Here is a 24815-nt window from a genome sequence, read left to right on the forward strand (position 1 = left end):
GTATTGCGTTTTCTGAATTATAAGAAAAAATTACTCCGAAATTATAAATCCGTACTCCTGATATCATAAACTTGGAATGATTTAAAAGTTAATCAATATAGTTTTGAGAAATATTTTTAAATCTATAATCCAAAGTTTATGAAAAAAATCTTTTTCGCAATCTTATTTGCTCTACTATCAAATTTATCTTTTTCACAATCAGAACAGTCTCTAATTGAGAAATGCATTCAAAATTATATTGAAGGCACATCTTATAACAAACCAGACAGTATTAGTAAGGCTTTTTATTCTGAAGCCAATCTTTTTTTAAGCCATAAAGAAAAACCTTTATGGATAGTTCCGAGTTCAGAATATGTAACTTGGTTTCAAAAAGGTAACAAAGGAGAATTTAACGGTCGTATAGGCAGAATCATCTCTATAGAATATTTTAATGATATCGCTGTAGCAAAAGCCGAAATTCTTATTCCTGAAAGAAAACAAGAATTTATGGATATGTTCTTACTGAAAAAAATTGAAGGTGAATGGAAAATAATTAGTAAATCTGCAAGCAGTAAAACAAGCAATAAATCAGGTAAAAAAATATTATTCATTGTTTCTAATGCACATTATTACGGAAATTCTAAAATTTCAACTGGTAATAGTTTTGCCGAAATTGTAAGCGCTTATGACACTTTTATAAATTCAGGTTATACTGTTGATTTTGTGAGTCCAAAGGGTGGAGCGATTCCTTTAGCTTATATCGATACCTCTGATAGCTTGCAAAAGCAATATTTATATAATGAAGACTTTATGTATGCGATAAAACATACTGTAACCCCTAAAGAAATTGATTATAAAACTTATAAAGCCGTTCATTATATTGGAGGCGGAAGCGCAATGTATGATGTTCCTGAAAACTTAGAAATTCAACGTATTAGTATGCAAGTATATGAAGATAATAACGGCATTATTTCTTCGGTATGTCATGGAACTGCGGGGATTGTTAACTTAAAAACTAAAAATGGTAAATTCTTAGTTGAAGGAAAAAAAATAAGCGGTTATCCTGACTCTTTTGAAAAACAAGATGGTGAATATTTTAAACACTTTCCGTTTTTAATTCAGAAGACAATTGAAGAAAGAGGAGGGGATTTTAAATTCTCAAAGAGAAATGAATCTTATGTTGAACAAGACGGCCGAATTGTTACTGGGCAAAATTTTCAATCTTCAAATGGTGTTGCTTTAAAAATTATTGAATTGATTGAGAAAAATAAATAAGTCATTTTATTAATGGTTAAAAAAGATGTTTAACCAAAATGGTTTGATAGGCTTACAAAAAAAAACTCCTTAATTTCTTAAGGAGTTTTTTTACCATTTTATTAAAAAAACACATCAAAACTTTCTTTTTTTGATTTTTGATATCTTTCAATATACACATCTAAAAAACCACTTTGTTTCAAAAACTGTATTGGATCTTTTATATTCAGTATTTCTTCAATTGCTTTTTGTTTATCTTTCTGTTTATTAAAATAAGATTCAATTATTTTATAGCCAATCCAATATCCTAAATCATTTGGCCTGTCATCTTTCTTAGTCGTTTCATATAACCAATCTTTATATTCAGGATTTTTTAATCTCGTTACAAATTCATCGCATAATTTATCTAGGTTTTGGTCTCCATATTTATATTCAAACTTATTTATGGATTCTCCCGAAATAAGTTCACCAATAAAATCGGCGCCTCCTTCAAGTAAACACCATTTCAACAACATATCTTTACCTTCAATTTTTTGCTGATAATGAATAAGTTCGTGTGCAATTAAACCTGAAACACCATCCAGATTTTTAAGTTTTTCAGTTCCAATAATAATTCCATCAGGAGAAGAAGTTCCGCCTGAGTTAAATCTTCCATAAACAAAATAAATTGGAGGAAATTTTGCCTTTGGATACCAATATTTTAAAGCACTATAAATGGCTCTAACTCTCTTTTCTTTGGATGAAATACCGTCCAAAACATTTCTTGAAAGTTCATAATCTGCTTTTCTTTTTTTTACAACTGTAAAAAGAGAGTCGGCATTGATTATTCTGTTTTCTGTAAATCCTTTAACACCTGGAGAACCTTTCTGCATGTATTCAATAAACGGATTTTCTTTTGATTTGTCCATTTTGTCAAATGCTTCCCAAAAATTCTTTGAATCTTTTGTTTCAAAAACAGCATCTAAAGGATTGTCAGAGAAATTAGTTTGCGCACAAAGAAAATTAGAAAAAATAATAAAAAGTGTTGTTAGAATAAGGTTTGACTTCATATCTGCTTTATGTTTATTTTCATAACGTTAAATTTCTAAAATTAATACTTCGGCACTGAATTTCCTTATCCATAATTTTATAAAAAAGATTTTGTCTTTTTACGCTAAGTCCTATCCGCGAGAAAGCATTTTGAACTACTCCAGCCAAGCCGAGTGTTACAACATAAAAATATTCCTTTCATTTTGAGAGGCCAATCTTATCATTTTGATAGCTTTTTAAAACAAAAAGATCTTTTGCACTTCACAATACATTGATATTTAGATACTTATTTTCTTTTTTTTCATTCTGGCATGCCCTTTGTTTTTACTCGGTAAATCAATTTAAATTAACACCGACACAAAAACATCAATTAAAAAAAAATATGAAAACAAATAAAACAAGAAGCAAGGAGATTACAAAACTATATGTATCAAATAAATCTTTGAAAAATAAAGATAGGTTTATCAATTTAATGGTCTTTGCCATAGTTTTTTTTACAGCTGTTTTGCTGATTTCTCAAATTGTCTAAATCATATAATTTGAAACTTTCAATTTGTATTTCCACATGTTAATATCTTAAACTATCATGAAAATTGTAAACCCCATAATAGATCCTAAAATAAATCTAACAAATAAAAATCTCTTTTTTTCCAGCTCATTTCGCAACAGAACAAAATTTTCAGTTATTGAAGAGACAGAAGAATTAGTTGAATTTACTATTGAAAAAGCCAGATCTACTCATACTTTTTGGATCAAAGAAATCTGCGATGTGACATTTTCTTCTGCGGTAGCCCGAGGCACTGGAATTTCTGGCCGTTCCCCTGAATTTCTTGAAACAAAAATAAATAAAGGTGAAGCCGTAATCGCTTTTGCCTCAGACGGGAAATGGGCTGGGTTTTCTTTTATTTCTTCTTGGGAGAATGGAAAATTTGTTTCTAATTCCGGACTAATTGTAGCGCCTGAATTCAGACATACCGGACTTGCAAAAAAAATTAAAAGAAAGATTTTTGAGCTAAGCCGTGAAATGTATCCCGAGGCTCGTATATTCAGCTTAACTTCAGGTCTAGCTGTTATGAAAATGAATCATGAACTAGGTTTTGAACCGGTTACTTTCGCAGAATTAACTTCAGATGAAATGTTTTGGGAGAGCTGCAAATCATGTGTAAACTGCCCAATATTAATGAGTAAGGAAAGAAAAAATTGTTTATGTACTGCAATGCTTTTTGATCCAAAACAAAGTACTCCAGTTATCTAACAATAAAAAAAACACATAGTAATTCGAAAAAAATCATAACATTTTATTGCTTTGAACAAGGAATAAAAGTCAGCATTTGTAGATATTCTAATTCACAAAATAAAGAACTAATAATGGCTAAAACATTTTAATTATATTTGACATGGAAATTTATTTTTTTGGCAAATTTATTGCCGAACAAATAAATCAAATCATCAAACCAAATCTTAAAATGAAAAAAAATCTAATAACTCTTTTGTTTGTATTTAGTGTTATAAATATTTTTGCACAAACGACAACCAATTCTAAACCAGCCGAGACTAATACGTCAACACTTACTGACGCCGTCTCTAACAAAGCGATAAGCCCACTAAAAAAAGTCCCATTAGACGAAGCTTCAATCTTGCTTTATGATTATGATGGTACTCTTTTTTCATTTGATTTAGAATCTGAAACCATTGTTTGGACTGTAAAAGCATCCGATTCTCATACTGAAATGTGTGCAAATGCAGTAACGCTGCAGGATGGTGTTGTATATGTTCCGTTTGTTAATGGCGAAATTTTCGCAATTGATAATCAAACAGGTACTCTTTTTTGGAAATCAAGAATCGGCAATATAACAGATCAAATTGTATTAAAAGATCAGGCTCCAACTATAAACAATGGAAAACTGTATATTACAACTCAAACCCAAAACAGCAGTATTTATGCTCTTGATATCAAAAATGGAAGTTTAGCCTGGAGCTATAAATTAGATGCTTTACAAAATCATGCTCCAGTTCTTAGTTTTGATAATAAAGTATTTACTCAAAGCGGATCAACTTTTTATTGTTTTGATGCCAATACAGGAAAAATCATTTATCAAAAAACTTTTGATGAAGCTATAACTGGAAAACCTGTTACAGATGGAGAAAATGTGTTTGTTGCAACTGAAAAAAACACACTTTTTGCTTTAAGCCCGAATAAAGCAGATATTTTATGGGAATTTAAATTTGATGAAAATCAAAACAATGTAAAGAATCGTATTTTTTGCAAAGACAAAAAAGTTTATTTTGCAGCGCAAGGTTCAAATGCTACGTCTGTATATGCTGTTGATTCAAAAGCAGGAACGCAGCTATGGAAAGCTGATTTTAAAGACGACAATATCGAATACATTACTCAGGAAAATGATAATTTATGGGCATATACTCAAAAGAAAAAACTTTATCAAATACTTTTAGAGAATGGAGAAGTCGTATTAGACAAAAAGTTAACAACCTTGCCGATTTCAAATATCGAGTTTCCGGCTGATGACAATTTACTGCTTTATTATTGTGATGCAGGCCTTATTTCATACGATTTAAAGGAACAAGACGAAAACATGATGTATATGCGAACTTCAATTAAAGATGATGTTTATAGCGCATTTATAAAAATTATTAGATAATAAAATAGCATCAAAAAAACTCCCTGATTTCTCAAGGAGTTTTTTTTATTTCTCGCCATAAATTATCTAGGTACTTGAATCAATTACAACATTTCCATCTAGGTATTTTTCATTTGCTTTTGCATAGGTTTCTGTTTTTATTTTTCAAATTGATTCGTAAAAAGAAGAATCTGCATAATTTGTAACCAAATGATTTTATTAGATTTGAACATCCGAAATTATAAAGATTTATCAAATGAAATGGATTACCAGAGAACGCCCAAAAATAGACCGTATTGCATGCCCGTGGTTAATTAGAAAATTTGTTGACGCTGAAGCCGAATTCATTTATGTACCATTTAATATTGTTTTGCAAAAAGCAAAAGAGCTAAATGCAATTCCGTTTGATATTCCGGATGTTGAATTTACGCATTATGAAGATCAAAGCACTTTTGATTATATCATTAAAAAATATGAGATTGATGATCCCGCAATTTCAATTATCGCTGGTATTGTAAGAGGAGCCGATACAGATCGCCATGATATTGCAAAAGAATCAGCTGGACTTTGGGCGATTTCAGCCGGACTTTCTTATAATATTACTGATGATTATAAATTGCTTGAAACAGGAATGATTCTCTACGATGCTTTGTACAGCTGGGCATCACATCTATACAAACAAAATCATTTACAGAATAGCCCTTTTGAAAATTTGCTTCATGAAGTTTACAATAAATTTCTGAAAGACAAAAAATCATCCGCTAAAACGCCAACTTGGGTCAAAGATCTAAAAGAAATAATTCAGGATCAGATTGATGCTCAATTCGCATTTGATTTAAAGAAAATTTCTAATGAATTAGACCTAAATCCGTCCTATTTATCACGAGAATTTTCTAAACATTTTGAAGATCTGAATTTTGGAGAATATGTTAGAAAGCTCCGAATCGAAAAAGCAATCAGCCTTATTTCAAATTCCTCTCATTCCTTAACCGAAATTGCCTACATGACTGGATTTTCAGACCAAAGTCATTTTACCAGAATTTTCAAAGCACACACAGGCAAAAATCCATCGGCTTATCGAAAAAAAAGTACAAAAAAGTAATCCTGATACAAAAGGTAAATAGGATTCTATTTTAAGCTGTACATGGTTTTTAATTTTGTTTTTATAACTAAAACAAAACCAATGTACTCAAAATCAATCTTTCTTTTTGCAATATTACTATTCAGTATCAATGTTTCATCTCAAACAACATATCCAAAAATAACGGGATATTTTGGGATAATGCATCCAATAGTTACATTTAGTAAAGATGAAACGACTGTAAATTTTAGAGATTATTACGCAGTAGGATTTCCGACGGGAATTAATATTTGGAAAAGTGAAAAAATTGGTTTTTCGCTTGAATTTGTGCCAAACATAAAAGACGATAACGGAACTGATAAAGTAACTAATTTATTGTTTCATCCTGGAGTTTTGGTCGCATTAGGAAAAGGCTACACTTTTGCCGGAAGAGCTGCTTTTGAAACAAGTGGGAGATATGGTTTCACACCCGTTTTCAATAAAACTATAATTAAAAACAAGAGCTGTAGCTATTATGCTGCCGTGCCATTGCCGGTTCGATTCGGGAATGACCATCCTGCAACTTTCACGGTAGGCTTTCAATTTGGAATTGCGTTTTAATTATGGAAAAAACATCAAAATACAGTTTGTTGCAATTAACACTTTACTTTCTAAAACTGGGAACTACAGGTTTTGGCGGTCCTGTCGCTTTAGTTGGATATATGCACAAAGATTTGGTAGAAGACCGAAAATGGATTACTGAAGAAGAATACAAACAAGGATTAGCTTTGGCGCAGCTTGCTCCGGGGCCGCTCGCAGCGCAATTAGGAATTTACATAGGATTTGTTCATTATAGTTTTTTAGGAGCAACATTAGCTGGTTTTGCGTTTATTTTGCCTTCATTTATAATGGTTGTGCTATTGGGAATTGTTTATAAATTATACGGTGGCCTAACATGGATTCAAGCTGTATTTTACGGCGTTGGAGCTTCAGTTGTTGGCATTATTGCGCTTAGTTCTTATAAGTTGACTTTGAAATCTATCGGAAAATTAAATCTCGAATCTTTTAAATCGAAATGGCTGCTTTGGTTGTTTTTTATTTCAGCCGCAATCGTAACGTTTGTGACCGAAAAGGAGCAAATTTTACTATTTATTTTAGCTGGATTTTTTTATATGATTTTCACAGCTCCTCCAAAATGGTGGAATTTCAGAACAACAAATTCTTTGATTTTATTTCAATTTACTCTGTGGAATTCAGAAGAATCGACACTCGTTAAATTAGCTGTATTTTTTGCTAAAGCAGGCGCATTTGTTTTTGGAAGCGGATTAGCAATTGTTCCTTTTTTGCATTCTGGCGTTGTAACAGAAAATCATTGGCTAACTGAACAGCAGTTTCTGGATTCAGTTGCCGTGGCAATGATTACGCCGGGACCAGTTGTAATAACCGTGGGTTTTATTGGTTATTTAGTTAATGGATTTTCGGGCGCATTAACAGCAGCTTTAGCCACTTTTTTACCTTGTTATTTGTTTACAATTATATTGGCGCCGTATTTCAAGAAAATTGCCGATAATAAATCGGTAAAAGCTTTTGTAGAAGGAATTACGGCTGTTGTAATTGGCACTTTGGTTGGATCTGTGGTTGTTATTTCCTCACGAAGTATTATCGATATACCCACAGCAATTATTGCAATTTTGACTATTTTGGCTTTGATTTATTTAAAAAAAATACAAGAACCCTATATCATTTTGATTGCCGGAATTATTGGGATTTTTATAAAACTGATTTGATGTTGGAAAAACAAATTATTTTTTCTGAACCAAAACAACCCAGTCTCTTTGCGTATTTTCTTCGACGAAATTCTCAATTTCATATTCTAATCGAAAACCTAAATCGGCCATTAAAATCAAAACATCTTTTCTAGACAAACAGCTGTAATAAAATGGTTCACCAAACATTTTGTCTGTGTGTTCATCTTCTTTTTTTCCGTGACTAAAAAGAAAATAACCGCCTGGCAACATCAAATCATAAATTTTAGAATAAATGGCTTTTTGTTGTTCTTTTGGAAAATGAAAAAGCGAATCCCAAGCTATGATTCCGTTGAAGTTTTCATTTGATTTAAAGTCGAAAAAATCACAGACAAAGAATTGTGAATTTTGAATTTCCTGAGATTTTGCAATTTCAATCATATTCTCAGAAAAATCAATTCCAATTACGGACTGATTGTTCTCTGATAAATATTTTGCTATCGGAAGTCCGGTTCCACATCCAATATCAAGGATAGTTCCGTTGGGCTGAGTCTTTTCTAAAAAATCTTTAATCGGTTTATTTATAGCCGAATTATTCCTGATTTTTGCCCATTCATCAACAATTTTGTTGTACGATTTTTTGTTTACAGCTGCATTTTTCATTCATCAATAATTGCTTATAAATCAAGCGGAATATTATAAAGTTTATGAAATGAAAGTTTATCCCAATAACCGCGTTGAAATACAATTTTATCATTTTGAATTTGAAAAAAACCGCATCCCCGCATTTCTTTTGGATCTTTCCATTCTAAAATTGCCCAATCTTTGTCTTCAAAAATATTTTCTGGAATACAAACCATTTCTGCATTAGCAAATTCTCTGGTAAACATTTCACGAATGGCCATTTTTCCAACTACAGGTTCGTTTGCAACTTGATGATTCGTTGCATTTTCAGCATATAAACTGGATATGTTTTCTGCGTCAGCACTATTAAAATATACAATCCATTGTTCTAAAACTTCTTTTGGACTCATTGTTTAAAATTTAAGATAAAATCAGATGATTCTTTATCACAAATATAAAAAAGGCTGCTGTATAATTTTTGAGGCAATGTATAAATCTAATCTAATTGCTCGAAAATATCTTATGATTTAGGGCATTAAACGAATAAGAAACCATTACATAACTCCATAATGTGAGCTTATTTACATCTTGAATTTTTGGAAGATTTTGCATTGAATTTGTTGATTGATAAAATGAAAAGGCACAATTAATTTCTAATTGTTTTATTGGAATATATTTTAATGAAATATCATTTTCAAAACCTAAAAATTTTGACATTTCTTGATTTAAATTATTCAGCAACGAATATTGTGTATAGAAAAGATGAAAATCAGAACGAAGCGATAATTTTGGGTTTATTAGAAACGTGGCAAATAAATAGGGATTAACTAAACCTTTTCCGCCAACATCTGCAGGAAAACGCGTAAAAACATTCATATTTCCATTAAATTTCCAAGTTACACCATATAAAACATCAAAATTTCCAGAATTATTTGCAGACAAGTTCGGACTACTTCCACTTATAATTTCAGCCCCCAAACGCCAATTTGATTTTGGAAGAGATAATTTTATTTCGGGCTGAAAATAATAAGCAAATAAATGTTGCCCTTTTGAATTTTGCCCAAACTGCAAGTAACTATTTATAGTATAATACCATTGTTTCTTTTTAAATTCAATTCTTCCGCCGGTTGTAGCGCGGGCATAAATAGCATCAGAATTTGAATCTTCAAGAAAATCAACCGTATTAATCGAATTAAAAGAAAACGCTTTTTTAGAAATATAACTGAAATTATAAATCAGCATATACTTGTATTTATTGGATGCTACTGGAGAATATGCTGCATCAAAACTATTATTATAATTACGAGTAAATAAAAAGAAAAAATCATGCGAAAAATGTTCTGAATATTTCATTAAACGAATACCTTCATGTGCTCGTCCCTGTTGAGCCCACGGAGCATCAGAAAATAATCTGCCATTGTCTAACAAAATATTCTGTCTTCCCAACCTAAAATTTATCGTTTTAAGTTTGGTTTCAAAAAACAATTGATAAAAATTGATACTTCCAACTTTAGATGCTTTATTATTTTCATCCCAAAGATGAATTTCTTGTAAGTCAGATTTGATAAACCATTTTTTCCTTTCATACTGCATAGAAATTCTATTTCTCTGTGTGATATAAAAGTATGGATCTATTGAATCGTTAGGAGGAAGAATGTAATTTGAAGTATATTCAGCTCTAGGTCTAATTTCAATATTCATCAAGAATTGCTGAGATAAACTATCTTTTTCTTGAGCTATTATTTGATTGACTGAAACAATAAAAATTAAAAGTGAGAAAACCTGTTTTATTTGGTTGGTCATTATTTACTTCTTTAATCCTATAGATTTGATATACAAATATAGTAATCAAAAATTAATTTCAGTTTTAATATCTAATTTGTTAAATAAACTTCTTAATTCATATATTTAATAATAACATAAAGCTCCAAAATCAAGTAATTCTGGAGCTTTATATTCCGTATTTATCTTATTAAACTGGTTCCCAAAGTTCAATTTTATTGCCGTCTGCATCCATAATATGAACAAATCTGCCGTAATCATAAGTCGCAATATCATCCAAAACTGTCACTCCGTTTTCTTTCAGTTGATCTATCAATCTTTCAATGTTTTGCACACGATAATTAATCATAAACTCTTTTTTTGAAGGAGAAAAATAATCGTCATTTTTCTTGAACGGGCTCCATTGAAGCGCTTCTTTCAACTCTGGATTGTCAATATTTCTGGATTCAAATGTTGATCCCCAATCATTGACTTCAAGTCCTAAATTTTTAGCATACCATTCTCTTGTTTCTTTCGGGTTTTCAGTAAAAAAGAAAATGCCGCCAACTCCAGTAACTTTTGGTATTTTATCAGAATTAGCTTCTTGATTTTTTTGATCTTCCATAGCTATATTTTATTAAATTATTTTTAATTCAAACGATTATCAAAAAGACCTTCCTTAATGAGACTAAAAGAATGAATTTCATCATTATTCTTAACTACGTTTACTAATTGATCTAACCAGATAGGGTCAACAAAAAAAGGATCTCTATCAAAATTTTGTTCTACAACTTGCTGCTTTAAATCTTTGCACAAAAGAGCAAACGTTTTTATAAAATTATTTCTGTAATTTTCAAAAACCGGAATAGCACGAAAATGAAAATTTATTCCTGATTTCTTTGAAAGTGTCATTATTATATCAACATTTTCAGGTCCGGTAATAATCAATTCGTCATAGTCTGGAAGGGCAATTCGCGTATCATCATTACTTAATTTTAAAGCATAACTGAATTTTCCTAATATATAAGAATAACAATCAGCGCAATTGGTATGATATTCTTTTAAAACAGGCAATAACTCAGATTGATCAAAACTAATATTTTGCTCGCCGTTCCACCATAACTTATATTCTTTGTATTTACTGTCTTCTAGTGTTTGCTTTTCTTTATCTAAATTAAAACTGTTTATGCTAAAAGTTTCAAATTCAACTTCTTTTTCATTTTCTTCAACAGTATTTGGATCTGTAACTGCATAATAAATTAAATCTTCAAAGCCTTCTTTTAAAAAATATTCTTTTACTTTATTGATATAATGTATTGATTCTGGCCTGTCAAATAATAAAACAGCATATTTTTTATAATCATCTATAACAATTCCGTTTGTTTTGAAAATGCCTTTTTCGAAAACTTTATCAATACAAAGACTTGTAGCATATTTATCAGTGTTTTCTAATAAAGAACCACCGTAATCATTTTCAACCTTTTTACTTGTTTTTTTTGAAAGCCATTCATTCAGTTTGCCAATTAAAACCAATGAATTTACCATAAACATCCTTTTTCTCAGAATAATATCGCCTGTTTTCTCGTCAAAATTATTACTGAATTCTTTATTGCTGCTTAAAAATTCATCCGTAATCAAAGGCCAGTGTTCTGGAGCATTTGTAAAAAAAGGATTTCCCGGTAACGGAATTTTTTGTTCTACTTTTTCCTCTGTAACAATTCTTCTACCACTATTGTCTGTTAATGGAGTGGGTGTAGGCATATCTAACCCAAATAATCTTGAAAAGAAACCCATATGTTAAATTTAATTTTTAGATGTTTTTAAAGTATTTATTATAATTATTTTGTTTATAAAATTCAGGATATTTAAAGCTTAAATGTAGCAAAAAAGTACTTCAAAAAATCCAAAAGCTTTCTTAATTTGATTTGAATTCGATGTTAGTTATTGTAAATTAGCTAGATACGAAATTTTAAAAGTATAAATTATGAAAACACACCATATAATTGTCGCATTATTATTCGGTTTTGTAATATCGGCCAATGCACAAAAAAGAATCGAAACTACTGAATTACCAAAGCCAGCACAGGAATTTCTTCAAAAATATTTTAGTTATACAACTGTAGACATTGCTAAAAAAGATGCAGAACACGGCGAAAAAGGTTATGAAGTTATATTAAAAGACGGAACCGAAGTTGAGTTCTGGAAAGATGGCTCGTATCGTGAAGTTGATGGCGAAAAAAATCCGATTCCGACAGATTTTATTCCGGCAAACATTAAAGATTACGTTTCGAAGAATTATCCAAATGAGAAAATTGTCCATATCGATTATGGACATAAAGATCTAGACGTTGATTTAACAAATGGTATTGATTTAGAATTCACAAAAGATGGAAAAATTCTAAAAGACAAAAACAATAATATCAAATAAATTCCGTTTTTAAAATCTCCGGACAGCCCTATTTCTGGGCATTTTTTTCAAAATATAAAGTATAAACTTTTTACAACTGTATAAATTTTATACATCTTGATTTTAGCTAAAATTTGCTAAACCGCTAATTATCAGTTTTTATTATTTATGGCACAACGCTTGTAAAATGGGATATAGTCCATTTTTGTGTAATTCATTTTTCATTGTTTAACGAAAAAGAAAAAGCAGAGACGGTCAATTTAAAAGCCATTTTACGATAAAAGCAAATAGCCCAATGAAAAGTGAAACAATTATTTCTGAATCATTATATATTTCAGATAAAAATCTCAGCACAAAAGAACAAATATTAAAAAAATCAATTTTTAGTTCAAGTACAAAATCCCAACAAAAATCAGCCGAAAAAACATCAAGCACTTTAGGTTTCATAGTACTTTCCGGTACTTTTTTATTGATGCTTGGAGGCGCTTTTGTAGTTTATTATCTGCAATCTGATTTTGATCAATTTCAATTGGATAGAATAAATTCAAGCTGGGGATTTCCATTTTTAATTCTAGCCGCAGCTTTATTCTTTTTCCAGACAGGTTCATTTTTGTATAATTTGTATTTATATTTTAACTACAAACCAATTGAATCCGTTTCAGATGATTTATTGCCAACTTGTACCGTCATTGTTCCTGCTTACAACGAAGGAAAATTAGTTTGGGAAACCTTATTAAGCCTTGCAGACAGCGATTTTCCAGAGCAAAAACTTCAAATACTTGCCATTGACGATGGAAGTAAAGATGATACCTGGTATTGGATGCAGCAGGCAAAAATTAAGCTTGGAGATCGCTTATCTATTTATCAACAGCCTGAAAATAAAGGAAAACGTCACGCGCTACACCGCGGATTCGAACTTGGTACGGGAGAAATTTTTGTAACTGTCGATAGTGATTCAATTGTAAAAAAGGATACTTTACGAAATTTGGTAAGTCCATTTGTAGTTGATGAAAAATGTGGTGCAGTAGCGGGAAATGTACATGTTTTGAACAATAAAAAAGCATTATTGCCAAAAATGCTGAACGTTAGTTTTGTGATGAGTTTTGAATTCATGCGTTCAGCTGAAAGTATGTTAGGATCGGTTTTATGCACACCTGGCGCAGCTGCAGCATACAGAAGAGATGCCGTATTTGAATGTCTTCCAGAATGGATTAATCAAACCTTTATGGGACAACCGTCAGATATTGGCGAAGATCGTGCAATGACAAATATGATTTTAAAGCAAGGATTGCATGTTTTGTTCCAGAGGAATGCTTACGTATTGACAAACGTTCCCGAAGAATATAAAGGTTTGTACAAAATGTTCATCAGATGGGGTAGAAGCAATGTTCGCGAGAATATCATGATGGCGCAATATGTTTTTAAAGATTTTAGAAATGAATCTAAATTTGGCGCAAGACTTTTGTTTGTAAATCAGTCTTTAAAAATAATTATGGCATATCCATTCTTGTTATTCATGTTATTTTTTATAGCTGTGCATCCGGTATTGTTTTTTAGTTCAACACTTTTAAGCATTTTAATTGTGTCAACGTTTTCAGTGTTATTTTATGCTAAAAGATACAGTTTTGCCGACGCTTTTTGGGCTTATTCTTATAGTATATTTTATACTTTTAGTTTATTCTGGATTACACCTTATGCAATTGCTACTGCCAATAAAAAAGGCTGGCTGACACGCGGTTTATCTTAATATTAAAAAACAAAACCCTTAGTAATTCTGAGGGTTTTGTTTTTTAATTAAAGTTTTCATTTAATCTAATCCTGCAAATTTGAATGGCGCCATCGCCTGAAAATTCATTGAAGATTCTCCAGAATAATTTTCATTATTAGCCAAGCTAAGTTTTCGCACTTTAGCTTTTTCGCTAAAATCAAGTTTACTAAATGCAACCCAAACCACATTTGGATTTAAAACATTGTCGAAATAATAAACCAGATTTTTTTGATCAGCAACAGTTCTCCATCGCGTTGACGATATATTGGGTTCTGTAACAGAAGAAATTCCAAGCGGTACAGAACAATTTCTGATTACGCCAAAAACACTCGCTAGCGCTGTTCGGATATTGTCAGTTTTAGGAATGGCATCTATATAATAATGAGCTCTCACAAATCGATCTGCGGCTCTGTTTGTTCCTGGCAGCATAATCGTTCCCGGAATGCTTTTCCAATACGCATTTATAGCCAGTTGTTCATCAAAAATAGGGGAGTTTGTCATTGCCACATATGCTCTGTCATGATGAATTACGAGTTTTCCGTTTATGTATTCAAAAATCGCATTATCTCCAGATGCATCAGAAATGGACAAATGGACTGTTGCAAAAATATCAGTTCCCGGAATATGCGAAGATGTCACTGTAAATTCATTTTTTTCTAAAGCACTTACAGCATCAGAAACAGTAGAAAAATTATCCAAAACATATTGCAGCCATAATGAAACCGCCAAACCTTTTGTTTTGCTGTTTTTTTCAAATTGCGGATAAGCCGATTCAGCCAGCCAAAGCAAATTTCCAACCAAACCTTTTTCGTTCATTCCATCAGAAGAAGCAATGTCCCAAGAACTCGTAACCACGCTTCCGTATTTTGATTTCCATTTAACGGAGTTATTTCCAGCTTCTCCAAACCTTTCGATTCCTCTCGGGAAAACCCACAAATTAGCTGGAATTTCGCCTTTCCAGTCCATTGAGCGAGCGGTTAAAATAGTGCCATTCGGACCTTGATAAACTATTCTTGTGCAGGCAAAGTTTTTTTCGGAATAAATTATTGTGCTTAAAAAAGCAAAAACTATTAAAATTCTAATTTTTGTCTTCATATAACTAACTTTTATTTTATTAAAAGAAACTCATTTTGAATTCTGTAAAATAAAAAACTCCTAAAAATTTGAGATTATTTAGGAGTTTTCAATGATTTTTATGTGGTTATTGTTTATTTATGAGTGAAGAGATCAAATCTTTTTAAGAGTCAATTTTACTTCATCAGTCTCTAAAATTAGATTGTCATCAGTGATAGTGCTAACACAAGGCCATGGAGTACCTGTTTCGTCTTTAATTACAAGGCTTTTCCCTTTTTTCGTTAAAGCATAAGTACCATCTGTCATTTCTCTTAGTAAAAATCCTGTTACATGACCATCTTCAGTAAAAGTTAATTGGCCGTTAGTAAGAATCACATTTTTCAATGAATCAGAAAGTGGTTTTTTGTTTGCTTCAACACCTGTAACTTTCCACGAACTTACTAATTCATTTCTTTTTGCTTTGTTGCATGAAAGAATTAATACTGCAGATAATAAAATTCCGAAGATAAATAATTTAGATTTTTTCATAATTCTGTGATTAAAAAATTAGACAGGAAAAGTTACAAAAAAAAACAATAGTTAAAATATTTATAATCAAATATTTACAATCTAATAGAATTAAAAGCAAAAAAAACAGCTCAAAAGGCTGCGTTTTCTAATGATTTGAAGATAAACGCGCTACATTTTTTTTCTAAACACATAAAACTAATTTCCATTTTTTATATTTGAGTTTCCATTTTAATCTAAATTATGTCGTTAATAAAAAAAACAATTTTATATTTTGCCATTCTGTTGCTCTTTAGCTGCAGTTCTAAAAAGAATGTTTTGGAAAAAGTATTAGCCACTGATAATGACAAAATAAAAGAGGCAATAAAAAATTCAAAGCAATACGAGCTGCAAATCATTTACACTCAAATTGTAAGAGACAAAGGAAAAATCAAATTCAAAGACTACACGTATAATTTAGATGCATCAAACTATTATTATCCAGCAAGTACTATAAAATTTCCAATAGCAATTTTAGCACTTGAAAAGTTAAATACTATCGAAAATACGTCTGTAAATAGCATTTATACTATAGAAGGAAGTTCAGAGAAACTAAAATTTGCTGATGAAATCACTAAAGTTTTTGCTGTAAGCGATAATGTGGCTAGCAGCAATTTATTTGAGTTTACAGGTTTTGATTATATCAATCAAAAAATGAAAGAAAAAGGATTAGAGCCTTTCAGAATCAGTCACAGACTTTCTGGTTCAGAACCTTCAAATCCACTTGTAAAGTCGGTTACGTTGTATAAAGATGACGGCACAATCGAAGTTTTTCCCTCAAAGCTAAACGAAAAAAGCAAGCCATTAGAACTTAATAATCTCATTAAAGGAACAGGATTCATTAAAGACGACCAACTTGTAAATGAACCTTTTGACTTTTCTAAGAAAAATTATTATCCGTTAGAAACGCTTCATAATACATTAAAAAGAATTGTATTTCCTGAAACTTTTAATGAAAGTGAACGTTTTAAAATAACAGATAAAGAGCGTGAGTTTATTTTGTTTTCAATGCAGAATTTACCTCGAAATGCTGGTTATAACCCAAAAGAATATTATGACAGCTATTGTAAATTTTTCATGTTTGGTGATACAAAAAATCAAATCCCTGATAACATAAAAATATACAATAAAATTGGCCAAGCATACGGAACCATGACAGAAACAGCTTATATAATTGATACTGAAAATAAAGTTGAATTTATGTTATCCGCAACAATATTGGTCAATAAAGATGGTATTTTTAATGATGGTGTTTACGAATACGATTCGGTTTCAATTCCTTTTTTTGCTGCGCTTGGAAGAGAATTATATGCAAAATCGAAAATGTAATTTGTGAAATGTGAAATGCAGAATGAAATTCATTATTTAGTTAAGCGTTAATTCTCCCAAAATTTCCTCATATAAAAATGGCCCGCCAGGATATGTAGCGGTATAATCTAAATTCATCCAGACTTGTCCGCGTTCATCAATGTGGTAATGTATTTTTTTGCCATAACTTTCTTTGACAAAAAGCACATTTTTTATCAGGAAATTGACCTTTTCTAAATCAATTAAAGAACCAATTAAAATTTCAGGATAAATGTGTCCTTTGGTATGAATAAGCCTTGGAGTTCCGCCAATCGCACGAATTGCAGCCGCCATTAAAATAGAATGATCATCACAATCTCCAGAAAAATATTCCAAAGATTCGCTTGCAGTTGCAATATAATCGCCTTCTTTTGGATCGTTTACATAATTCCATCGGCTGTTGATTTCTTTAAAAACGGCGAAACATTGAATTGTAGTGCGATAATCTGAATACCCCTTAATTCCTTTAAAATGCTTTGTAGTAGCCATAATAGCAAAATTCCGAACTTTCGGATTTTGATATTCAATCGCATTTATAATTTTTGATTTATTTGGAAACGGAAGCAATTTTGCCACAATAATATCTTGCGGAAAAGGATTGTCAGACATGGTATAAATCATCGAATTATAGTCTTCAGAAATTTCACTAAAACCATAATTCCCAATAACTGAACCATAAAATAAAACCAGCAAATAAACAGCAACGCACAAAATTATTATCGTTCGCAGTAACATCAACAATAAAAAGATAGCCGCAAAAACAAAAAGAAAAATAAAGACGCGATCTAAATTGAAAGCCCAATTTAAATCGCGGAGATTTTGATGCAGAATGATGAAAATCGGAATGGTGATCAAAAGACTCAACAGCATAATAATAATCCTGTCATAAGGTGATTTCACCTGTAATTTGGATTTTAATTGCGGAAAGTCAATTTTAGGGAATTTCATCATAAAAATTCAAAGCAGTTTTTTAAAGCGCTTTTACGGTTTCAACAAAAGTACTTTTTTTATCGATAATTCCCAGATCGAATAATTGATTTTGAATTTTCGTAAATGCTTTTTCGTTTAAATGTTTTTGAGACCATTGTGTGAGTTTCAGCCACTCGCGAATGTCTTCTTTTTTTTGATTAAAAAGTTCGGATAATGTTTTATCAATATGTGGAATTTGAGCAAAATCCTGCGTTGTTTTATTGATAATTTCAAGAATTTTCTCCATTGCTTTCGAATTCTTTTTCAAAAATTCATCACGAACTGCAATTACAAAAGAGGGCCATGGCGTAGGGCAGTCACCCACACGTCTGAATACACCTTTGTCAACAAGAGGTTTCGTCATAAAACGTTCCCACATAAAATAATCAGCAGTGCCGTTTGTCAAAGCTTCAACAGCGCCATCAATTGTATTGATGATTTCAAATTTCAATTCATCTTGTTCCCAACCTTGCTCAGCAGCATTTACATACGCCATTAGTTGTGAACCTGATCCAATTCTTGAAATTGCCACTTTTTTGTTTTCTAAATCTTTTACAGTTTGAAAATCTGATTTAGCTGCCACATGAATTCCCCAAATTAAAGGAGACTGTACATAGATCTGAACAATTTTGCTTGGATTTCCTGCCAAAATATCTTTGACAATTCCTTCAGTCAGGATAACGGCAATATCAGCTTCTCCATCACGAAGCATCTGGCACATTTTACCCGTTCCTTCAGGAACATCTTTCCATTGCAAATCAATGCTTTCTGCTTCAAATTCGCCATTTTCAATGCATAAATGCCATGGCAAATTGAAGTGTTCGGGAACACCCACAATGTTTACGGTTTTCATTACAGTTTTAAGTTTAAGTTAAGTTTGGTATGCGTATTCTTAAGTTTTGTTTGTTTAGTTTTTTAATAAATCTGCCCGATGTTTGTCAGAAAGACATGGCTCAGCATATTCAATTATTTCTTCCGATTCATATTCGTTCAAAATGCTTTTTACTAATGAATAATCAACATCCCGAACAATTTCAACTGCAAATAAAGTTTCGTTTAAACCTTCTGACTGGCAATTAATTGCTTTTAATTTTTCTCGGATAATTTCTTTATCAAATCCTTTTTCTAAAATTAAAACCTGAACAATTGAATTTCCTGAATTTTCAATAGTTTCTTTATAAACAAAACGATTTTCCTTCTCGTCAAATTCAGCAAAAAACAAATCATCTGTCGCAATAAGTGGTCCAAAAAATGGAATATTATCCAATTTAAAAAGACCTTTTTCTAAATCTATAATTTCAGCCCACATGGTTTCTGAAACATTGTCTTCTAAATAATCGCTGTAATATTTAAAAAGTATTTTTTTGTGTGTTTCCTGCATTATTCAATTTCGCTTATTTCAGCTTTTAATGGTGATATAACTATACGATAACCATCTGGATCCTGAATCATTTTTCCGTTTTCATTCCAAAATGGATTTGTTGCAGCTATAGTTGAGATATTATGATGTTCAAGTTTGTTTATCAGATTATTATAATCTAAAATTGATTTCGGATACAGTACAATAACGTCATCTTCATCAAATGTATGTTTTGCTTTATTATTGGACTGAGTGAATTCAAAATGCCAGTCTAAACCTGATTTTCCAATGAAAATTCCATTGTAATTATTATGATTCTGAAACTCTCCCAATTGTTCAAAACCAAGAACATTTACATAAAAATCTTCGATTCTTTTTAAATCATCCGTGTGTCGTGCAACTCTTAAAAACATAAATTGTACGTTTTAAAAATTATTCTACTAATTAAATATCAACCTTCTATTTTATCAATCAAAATTATAAAACAAATAAAAAGTAAAAAACCCGCAAATAAATTTTTCTGGGCGGTATTCAATCCATTTTTATCAGGGCTTTCATTATCATGATCCCAATAATACTCTAAACTTTTAGGGTATTTTTCTTCAATTGATATATTTAGCAGCTGAAAAAAACTCCACCTAAACAAACCTCCCATGCCTAAAGTAAATTTTCTTAACGGCTTATAAATTAAATGTTCAATAAAAAAATTAAACATTAGTTTGTGCTAATTTATTTAATGTATATGTAATAAGTTCATCAACAGCTTTATAAGGATCCTCGCTAAAAGTTCCAGATGCACGATTGGCAATAATGGCATTTAAAGATAATGCATTATGTCCTAACAGTGCTGATAACCCATAAATTGCCGCTGTTTCCATCTCTAAATTAGTGATTTTAGTGCCATCAAAATCAAAATTATCCATTTTATTATTTAATTCTTCGTCTTGAATATTCAAACGCAAAACGCGTCCTTGCGGACCATAAAAACCGCCTGCAGTAGCCGTAATTCCTTTAAAGATTTTTTCTGATTCAATGATTTTTTCTAATTTTTCAGAACATGCAATTGCATAAGGTCTTCCTTTTCGGATATCCCAATTTGTATGCATGATAAAAGCATCTTCAATAGCAGCATTTGAAACATCATCAATAAAATAGGAGCGAAGCATATTATCAAGTCCAAGTCCGAATTTTGACATCACAAAACTATCAACAGGAATATCTTCCTGCAAAGAACCCGAAGTTCCAATTCTGACAATATTCAGAGAAGTTAAATTCTCTTTTGGTGTACGCGTTTCCAAATCAATATTTACCAATGCATCTAATTCATTTAGTACAATATCAATATTATCCGGACCAATTCCAGTAGAAATCACAGTAATACGTTTTCCTTTATAAATTCCAGTTTGGGTTTTAAATTCTCTTTTTTGTGTCGAAAATTCGATTTTTTCAAAAAACTGAGTAATTTTTTCAACTCTGTTTTGATCTCCAACAAAAATAATGTTGTGTGCAATATGTTCAGGACGAAGATTTAAGTGATAAACGCTTCCGTCTGGGTTAAGTATTAATTCTGACGCTTGTATCATTTTTTTATAAGGTGCTAAGGTTCTGAGATGCTAAGGCGCTAAGGTTTTGTGTTTCAGATTTCCATAACGTGGAACTTGAAACATCAAACTTGAAACTTTTTAGCCTCCTACACGTTTTGTTTTAAATCCTTTTTCTTTTAAAATAGCCATGATTTTGTCACGATAATCACCTTGAATAATGATTGAATCGTCTTTAAAAGTTCCGCCAACGCTAAGTTTTGTTTTGATTTCTTTGGCTAAGATTTTAAAATCTTCATCTGAACCTTCATAACCTTCAATTATAGTAGTGGCTTTTCCTTTTCGTTTTTCAAATTTACAAATCATAGGTTCTTTCTGAACATATAATACATGTTCTTCTGCCTGAATTTCTTCAGGTTCATTTGATTCCATGTGATCCGGAAATAAGTTTTTCAACTGATCTTTTAAATCCATAATATATTAAATTCGAATATTTAAAGTTATGTAAAAATGAAATTCCAAATTCCAAAATAAGGTATTTTTTGGAATTTGGAATTTTAAAATTAAGAATTTTAGGTTTTATTTTTTAATTAAACCCAATTCTACTAAACGTTCGTGTAAAAACTCTCCCGCAGAAATATCTTCATATTTTTTAGGATTTTCGTCATCAATACAGTTTTCCAAACAATCCAAACGCATATCGCTTACTGGATGCATGAAAAACGGAACTGAATAACGAGAAGTTCCCCATAATTCCCTTGGTGGATTCACCACTTGGTGAATTGTTGATTTTAATTTATTGTTTGTATGTCTTGACAACATATCTCCAACGTTAATTACTAATTCATCATCAGCTGCGATGGCGTCAATCCATTCTCCATCATGATTTTGAACTTGCAATCCTTTTCCTTGAGCACCCATTAAAAGTGTAATAAGGTTGATATCACCGTGAGCAGCCGCGCGAATAGCGTTTTCTGGCTCAGAAGTAATTGGAGGATAGTGAATTGGTCTTAAAATTGAGTTTCCTTCTTTAGCATAATTGTCAAAATAAAACTCATCTAAACCTAAATGCAAAGCTAAAGCTCTTAGCACATAAACACCTGTTTTTTCAAGCATTTGGTACGCTTCTTTACCAACTTCATTAAAACGTGGTAATTCTTTTACTTCAACATTGTCTGGGTATTCTGAAGCCCATCTTGAATCTTTGTCAACATACTGACCAAAATGCCAAAATTCTTTTAAATCTCCTTCTTTGCGTCCTTTAGCATGTTCTTTTCCAAAAGATACATAACCTCTTTGTCCGCCAATACCAGGAATTTCATAATTATGCTTAGTTTCTATTGGCAAAGCGAAAAATTTTCTAATTTCGCTATAAAGCTCGTCTACCAATTGATCATCTAAGAAATGACCTTTTAGGGCTACGAAGCCAATGTTTTCAAATGCACTGCCGATTTCATTTACAAATTTTTGTTTACGTTTCGGGTCGTCCGAAAGGAAATCACGTAAGTCTACACTAGGAATGTTTTGCATACTTTACATTTTTTGTTTAAAGATGAAAGGTATCGAAAAACCTTTCAGAAACAAAGGTAGAGAATATTTTAGAATTGAATTTTAAAAGTTAGATTAAAATTGAAATTTTATAACAAAAACAAATAGAATTGTTATAATTTTTTATATTTGAAACACTAAAAAAACATAAACCCAATGATCTTTAACAGACAAAACCTAACTGACGCTCAATTATTAGATTTATATAAAAAAATTCTTAAACCTCGATTAATCGAAGAAAAAATGCTGATTCTGATTCGTCAGGGTAAAGTGTCAAAATGGTTCTCTGGAATCGGACAGGAAGCTATTGCCGTAGGTGTTACAGCTGTTTTAGATGAATCTGAATATGTATTGCCAATGCATAGAAATCTTGGTGTTTTCACTACAAGAAATATTCCGCTTCACCGATTATTCTCGCAATGGCAAGGAAAAGCTAACGGTTTTACAAAAGGAAGAGATCGCAGTTTTCATTTCGGAACTCAGGAATATAAGATAATTGGGATGATATCGCATCTTGGACCACAATTGGGTATCGCAGATGGAATTGCATTAGCCAATAAACTTCAGAATAATAAAAAAATCACAGCCGTTTTCACGGGAGAAGGCGCAACCAGCGAAGGCGATTTTCATGAAGCTTTAAATATTGCGGCAGTTTGGAAATTACCTGTAATGTTCGTCATTGAAAATAATGGTTACGGGCTTTCGACACCAACAAATGAACAATATGTATGTGAAAATTTAGCAGACAAAGGCATTGGCTACGGAATGGAAAGCCATATTATTGACGGAAACAATATTTTGGAAGTTTACAACAAACTTTCACTGTTAAAAGAAGAAATGCAGATCAATCCACGTCCGGTTTTATTGGAATTTAAAACTTTTAGAATGCGTGGCCATGAAGAGGCGAGTGGCACTAAATATGTTCCGCAAGAATTAATGGACGAATGGGCAACCAAAGATCCTGTAACGAACTATAGAAAATATTTGACCGAAATTGATGTTCTTACACCTGATTTTGACGAACAACTCCACCACGAAATCAAACAAGAAATTGATGAAAATTTAGCCATTGCAAATGCTGAACCTGAAATTGTCCCTACATACAGCGGAGAATTAGATGATGTTTATAAACCTTTTGAATACGAAGAATATACTCATGGTGAAGAAGTAAAAAATATCCGTTTTATTGATGCTATTCGAAATAGTTTGGAACAATCGATGTGGCGCAATAAAAACTTAGTCATTATGGGGCAAGACATTGCTGAATATGGTGGCGCTTTTAAAATTACAGAAGGGTTTGTAGATGCTTTTGGAAGAGAAAGAATCCGAAATACGCCAATTTGTGAAAGTGCAGTTGTTTCAACTGGAATGGGATTATCAATCAACGGTTATAAAGCGATTGTAGAAATGCAGTTTGCCGATTTTGTTTCAACTGGTTTTAATCCGATTGTTAATTTACTGGCAAAATCACATTATCGCTGGGGTGAAAATGCTGATGTTGTGGTTCGTATGCCTTGTGGCGGCGGAACTCAGGCGGGACCTTTTCATTCGCAAACAAATGAAGCCTGGTTTACAAAAACTCCTGGTTTAAAAGTAGTTTATCCAGCTTTTCCTTATGATGCAAAAGGACTGCTTAATACTTCTATAAATGATCCAAATCCGGTATTGTTTTTTGAGCATAAACAATTGTACAGAAGTATTTATCAAGATGTTCCAACGGATTATTACACGATTCCTTTTGGAAAAGCAGCTTTAATAAAAGAAGGAAACGCCGTAACCATAATAGCTTTCGGAGCAACTGTTCATTGGGCTTTAGACACTTTAGAGAAGAATCCACAAATTGATGCTGATTTAATTGATTTAAGAACATTACAGCCTTTAGATACTGAAGCGATTTTTGCTTCTGTAAAAAAAACAGGAAAAGCCATTATTTATCAGGAAGATACTATGTTTGGCGGAATTGCAAGCGATATTTCTTCTTTGATTATGGAAAACTGTTTTGAATTTTTAGATGGTCCTGTAAAAAGAGTTGCAAGTTTGGATTCTCCAATTCCGTTTACAAAAGCTTTGGAAGATCAGTTTCTGGCAAAAGATCGTTTTGAAGAAATGCTTTTGGATTTATTGAAATATTAGTTCCAAAAAGTATACAGATCTGAATAAAAAC

26 protein-coding genes are annotated in these 24815 nt (G+C 31.6%); 10 read left to right on the top strand and 16 right to left on the bottom strand.

Features of this window, described 5'->3' with window-relative positions:
• Nucleotides 1-138: 138 nt before the first annotated feature.
• Nucleotides 139-1254, top strand: coding sequence for a nuclear transport factor 2 family protein (locus ACNFIH_RS00940; protein WP_426485088.1), 1116 nt, complete (start codon nucleotides 139-141; stop codon nucleotides 1252-1254).
• Between the two features lie 101 nt (nucleotides 1255-1355).
• Here the strand turns inward: ACNFIH_RS00940 and ACNFIH_RS00945 are convergent, their stop codons facing one another.
• Complete coding sequence (locus ACNFIH_RS00945; RefSeq protein WP_426485089.1) at nucleotides 1356-2282, bottom strand: DUF2268 domain-containing putative Zn-dependent protease; 927 nt, start codon at nucleotides 2280-2282, stop codon at nucleotides 1356-1358.
• Between the two features lie 566 nt (nucleotides 2283-2848).
• Here ACNFIH_RS00945 and ACNFIH_RS00950 point away from each other — a divergent pair.
• The 5 genes from ACNFIH_RS00950 to ACNFIH_RS00970 all read left to right on the top strand — a co-directional run bounded on the left by ACNFIH_RS00950 (nucleotide 2849) and on the right by ACNFIH_RS00970 (nucleotide 7748).
• Nucleotides 2849-3517 carry a GNAT family N-acetyltransferase gene (locus ACNFIH_RS00950; protein WP_426485090.1) on the top strand — a complete coding sequence of 223 codons (669 nt, stop codon included), beginning with the start codon at nucleotides 2849-2851 and terminating at the stop codon, nucleotides 3515-3517.
• 211 nt (nucleotides 3518-3728) lie between these two features.
• Nucleotides 3729-4922, top strand: coding sequence for a PQQ-binding-like beta-propeller repeat protein (locus ACNFIH_RS00955; protein WP_426485091.1), 1194 nt, complete (start codon nucleotides 3729-3731; stop codon nucleotides 4920-4922).
• Nucleotides 4923-5157: 235 nt separating this feature from the next.
• Nucleotides 5158-6003, top strand: a complete 846-nt coding sequence (locus tag ACNFIH_RS00960) for a chromate resistance protein ChrB domain-containing protein (protein ID WP_426485092.1) — start codon at nucleotides 5158-5160, stop codon at nucleotides 6001-6003.
• Between the two features lie 81 nt (nucleotides 6004-6084).
• The gene (locus ACNFIH_RS00965; RefSeq protein ID WP_142448776.1) at nucleotides 6085-6582 is read left to right on the top strand and encodes a hypothetical protein; all 498 of its coding nucleotides are present in this window, start codon (nucleotides 6085-6087) and stop codon (nucleotides 6580-6582) included.
• A gap of 2 nt (nucleotides 6583-6584) precedes the next feature.
• Entirely contained in the window at nucleotides 6585-7748 is a 1164-nt protein-coding gene (locus ACNFIH_RS00970; protein WP_426485093.1) for a chromate transporter, read from the top strand.
• A 15-nt stretch (nucleotides 7749-7763) separates the two neighbouring features.
• On the opposite strand, the gene ACNFIH_RS00975 is transcribed toward ACNFIH_RS00970, so the two are convergent.
• The 5 genes from ACNFIH_RS00975 to ACNFIH_RS00995 all read right to left on the bottom strand — a co-directional run bounded on the left by ACNFIH_RS00975 (nucleotide 7764) and on the right by ACNFIH_RS00995 (nucleotide 11885).
• Complete coding sequence (locus ACNFIH_RS00975) at nucleotides 7764-8369, bottom strand: class I SAM-dependent DNA methyltransferase (protein ID WP_426485094.1); 606 nt, start codon at nucleotides 8367-8369, stop codon at nucleotides 7764-7766.
• 14 nt (nucleotides 8370-8383) lie between these two features.
• Nucleotides 8384-8740, bottom strand: coding sequence for a nuclear transport factor 2 family protein (locus ACNFIH_RS00980; RefSeq protein ID WP_426485095.1), 357 nt, complete (start codon nucleotides 8738-8740; stop codon nucleotides 8384-8386).
• Nucleotides 8741-8831: 91 nt separating this feature from the next.
• Nucleotides 8832-10133 carry an alginate export family protein gene (locus ACNFIH_RS00985; RefSeq protein WP_426485096.1) on the bottom strand — a complete coding sequence of 434 codons (1302 nt, stop codon included), beginning with the start codon at nucleotides 10131-10133 and terminating at the stop codon, nucleotides 8832-8834.
• Nucleotides 10134-10302: 169 nt separating this feature from the next.
• The gene (locus tag ACNFIH_RS00990; RefSeq protein ID WP_426485097.1) at nucleotides 10303-10716 is read right to left on the bottom strand and encodes a VOC family protein; all 414 of its coding nucleotides are present in this window, start codon (nucleotides 10714-10716) and stop codon (nucleotides 10303-10305) included.
• A 23-nt stretch (nucleotides 10717-10739) separates the two neighbouring features.
• Entirely contained in the window at nucleotides 10740-11885 is a 1146-nt protein-coding gene (locus tag ACNFIH_RS00995; RefSeq protein WP_426485098.1) for a hypothetical protein, read from the bottom strand.
• Between the two features lie 190 nt (nucleotides 11886-12075).
• On the opposite strand from ACNFIH_RS00995, the gene ACNFIH_RS01000 reads away from it, so the two are divergent.
• Complete coding sequence (locus ACNFIH_RS01000) at nucleotides 12076-12519, top strand: PepSY-like domain-containing protein (protein WP_426485099.1); 444 nt, start codon at nucleotides 12076-12078, stop codon at nucleotides 12517-12519.
• A 274-nt stretch (nucleotides 12520-12793) separates the two neighbouring features.
• Nucleotides 12794-14245, top strand: coding sequence for a glycosyltransferase (locus ACNFIH_RS01005; protein ID WP_426485100.1), 1452 nt, complete (start codon nucleotides 12794-12796; stop codon nucleotides 14243-14245).
• Between the two features lie 60 nt (nucleotides 14246-14305).
• On the opposite strand, the gene ACNFIH_RS01010 is transcribed toward ACNFIH_RS01005, so the two are convergent.
• The gene (locus tag ACNFIH_RS01010) at nucleotides 14306-15361 is read right to left on the bottom strand and encodes a linear amide C-N hydrolase (protein WP_426485101.1); all 1056 of its coding nucleotides are present in this window, start codon (nucleotides 15359-15361) and stop codon (nucleotides 14306-14308) included.
• A gap of 132 nt (nucleotides 15362-15493) precedes the next feature.
• Nucleotides 15494-15868: a hypothetical protein gene (locus ACNFIH_RS01015; protein ID WP_035643749.1), complete on the bottom strand. Its 375-nt coding sequence runs from the start codon at nucleotides 15866-15868 to the stop codon at nucleotides 15494-15496.
• A gap of 297 nt (nucleotides 15869-16165) precedes the next feature.
• On the opposite strand from ACNFIH_RS01015, the gene ACNFIH_RS01020 reads away from it, so the two are divergent.
• On the top strand, nucleotides 16166-17215 hold the full coding sequence (locus ACNFIH_RS01020; RefSeq protein ID WP_426485102.1) for a serine hydrolase: 1050 nt from the start codon (nucleotides 16166-16168) through the stop codon (nucleotides 17213-17215).
• A 36-nt stretch (nucleotides 17216-17251) separates the two neighbouring features.
• Here the strand turns inward: ACNFIH_RS01020 and ACNFIH_RS01025 are convergent, their stop codons facing one another.
• The 8 genes from ACNFIH_RS01025 to ACNFIH_RS01060 form a co-directional block, all read right to left on the bottom strand.
• Entirely contained in the window at nucleotides 17252-18184 is a 933-nt protein-coding gene (locus tag ACNFIH_RS01025; RefSeq protein WP_426485103.1) for a transglutaminase, read from the bottom strand.
• A gap of 19 nt (nucleotides 18185-18203) precedes the next feature.
• Nucleotides 18204-19055, bottom strand: a complete 852-nt coding sequence (locus ACNFIH_RS01030; protein WP_426485104.1) for a substrate-binding domain-containing protein — start codon at nucleotides 19053-19055, stop codon at nucleotides 18204-18206.
• 54 nt (nucleotides 19056-19109) lie between these two features.
• Nucleotides 19110-19583 (bottom strand): DUF4265 domain-containing protein, encoded by a 474-nt coding sequence (locus tag ACNFIH_RS01035; RefSeq protein WP_426485105.1) that lies wholly within the window; start codon nucleotides 19581-19583, stop codon nucleotides 19110-19112.
• Nucleotides 19583-19975: a VOC family protein gene (locus ACNFIH_RS01040; protein ID WP_035643758.1), complete on the bottom strand. Its 393-nt coding sequence runs from the start codon at nucleotides 19973-19975 to the stop codon at nucleotides 19583-19585. Before ACNFIH_RS01040 ends, ACNFIH_RS01035 begins: the two co-directional genes overlap by 1 nt.
• 38 nt (nucleotides 19976-20013) lie before the next feature.
• Nucleotides 20014-20277, bottom strand: coding sequence for a hypothetical protein (locus ACNFIH_RS01045; RefSeq protein ID WP_426485106.1), 264 nt, complete (start codon nucleotides 20275-20277; stop codon nucleotides 20014-20016).
• A complete protein-coding gene (locus ACNFIH_RS01050; RefSeq protein WP_426485107.1) occupies nucleotides 20270-21145 on the bottom strand; it encodes a nucleoside phosphorylase in 876 nt (291 codons plus the stop codon). Before ACNFIH_RS01050 ends, ACNFIH_RS01045 begins: the two co-directional genes overlap by 8 nt.
• Before the next feature lie 99 nt (nucleotides 21146-21244).
• A complete protein-coding gene (locus ACNFIH_RS01055; protein ID WP_035643764.1) occupies nucleotides 21245-21577 on the bottom strand; it encodes a translation initiation factor in 333 nt (110 codons plus the stop codon).
• Between the two features lie 105 nt (nucleotides 21578-21682).
• Nucleotides 21683-22633: an isopenicillin N synthase family dioxygenase gene (locus tag ACNFIH_RS01060; protein ID WP_426485108.1), complete on the bottom strand. Its 951-nt coding sequence runs from the start codon at nucleotides 22631-22633 to the stop codon at nucleotides 21683-21685.
• Nucleotides 22634-22807: 174 nt separating this feature from the next.
• Here ACNFIH_RS01060 and ACNFIH_RS01065 point away from each other — a divergent pair, with 174 nt between their 5' ends.
• Nucleotides 22808-24784, top strand: coding sequence for an alpha-ketoacid dehydrogenase subunit alpha/beta (locus ACNFIH_RS01065; RefSeq protein WP_426485109.1), 1977 nt, complete (start codon nucleotides 22808-22810; stop codon nucleotides 24782-24784).
• Nucleotides 24785-24815 lie beyond the last annotated feature (31 nt).

Origin of the sequence: Flavobacterium sp. 2 (assembly GCF_049949195.1) — a bacterium.
In the GTDB taxonomy this organism is placed as follows: Bacteria; Bacteroidota; Bacteroidia; order Flavobacteriales; family Flavobacteriaceae; genus Flavobacterium.